The 627-nt window shown below is 62.0% G+C and carries 1 protein-coding gene; it reads left to right on the top strand.

The window, feature by feature from the left end:
- The coding region (locus ACTFO6_RS17470) for a hypothetical protein (protein WP_439935703.1) at positions 1-601 on the top strand (601 nt) is incomplete at its 5' end.
- Between the last annotated feature and the right edge of the window lie 26 nt (positions 602-627).

Genomic DNA, 627 nt, shown 5'->3' with positions numbered 1-627 from the left:
TGCCCGAGCAGCGCGCGATTTTCGTTGGCATCTGTCGAACCTCACAGAGGCCGAGGCCCGTGCCCTATGGCTCGATCTGCGGGAAGCCCTTGTGGCCTTCGCACGGACCAGGTTGCCACGGATCACGCCGCGCGCCCTGTTTGCGGCGTATGGCGTCAAGCCACCGCGCCCGCTGCCGCTCTTTCCGGGCTGGGCTGACGCCCAGGTCCTGGCCACAGCTCTCCTAGAAAAGCCCGAAGCGCTGCCGGCCAGGCTGAAAGAACACATCGACGATCATGGCCCGTTGCTGCTCCTCTCCCTTCTTGGGATGGTAGACGTGCTGCAGGGCCGCACAGAGGCCGCCCTGCAGAGTTACAACCTGCTGCTTTTGGGCGAGCGGGCTTTTCTGCGGCCGCTGGCCGAGACCGAATGGCGCCGAAGAAAGGGAGCGTCCCTTGGTGGTAAGCGCGACACAGAACGGGCGGCTGCTGAGGGTGCAAGAACACTCGCGAAAGTCAAACAGATGGTGGCTGCGGGAATCTATGGCACCAAGGAAATCGCCGAGGCCGTCGGCATCAGTGAACGCCACGCTCGAAGAATAATCAAAAAAACCAGCGAATAAGATCCATGACGGACACACTGTAGGTC

The organism is Pelomicrobium sp. G1, from assembly GCF_051905455.1.
Taxonomy (GTDB): Bacteria; Pseudomonadota; Gammaproteobacteria; order Burkholderiales; family UBA6910; genus Pelomicrobium.
The sequence above is the reverse complement of the archived record's forward strand: the minus strand, read 5'-3'. Positions and strand labels throughout refer to the sequence as shown.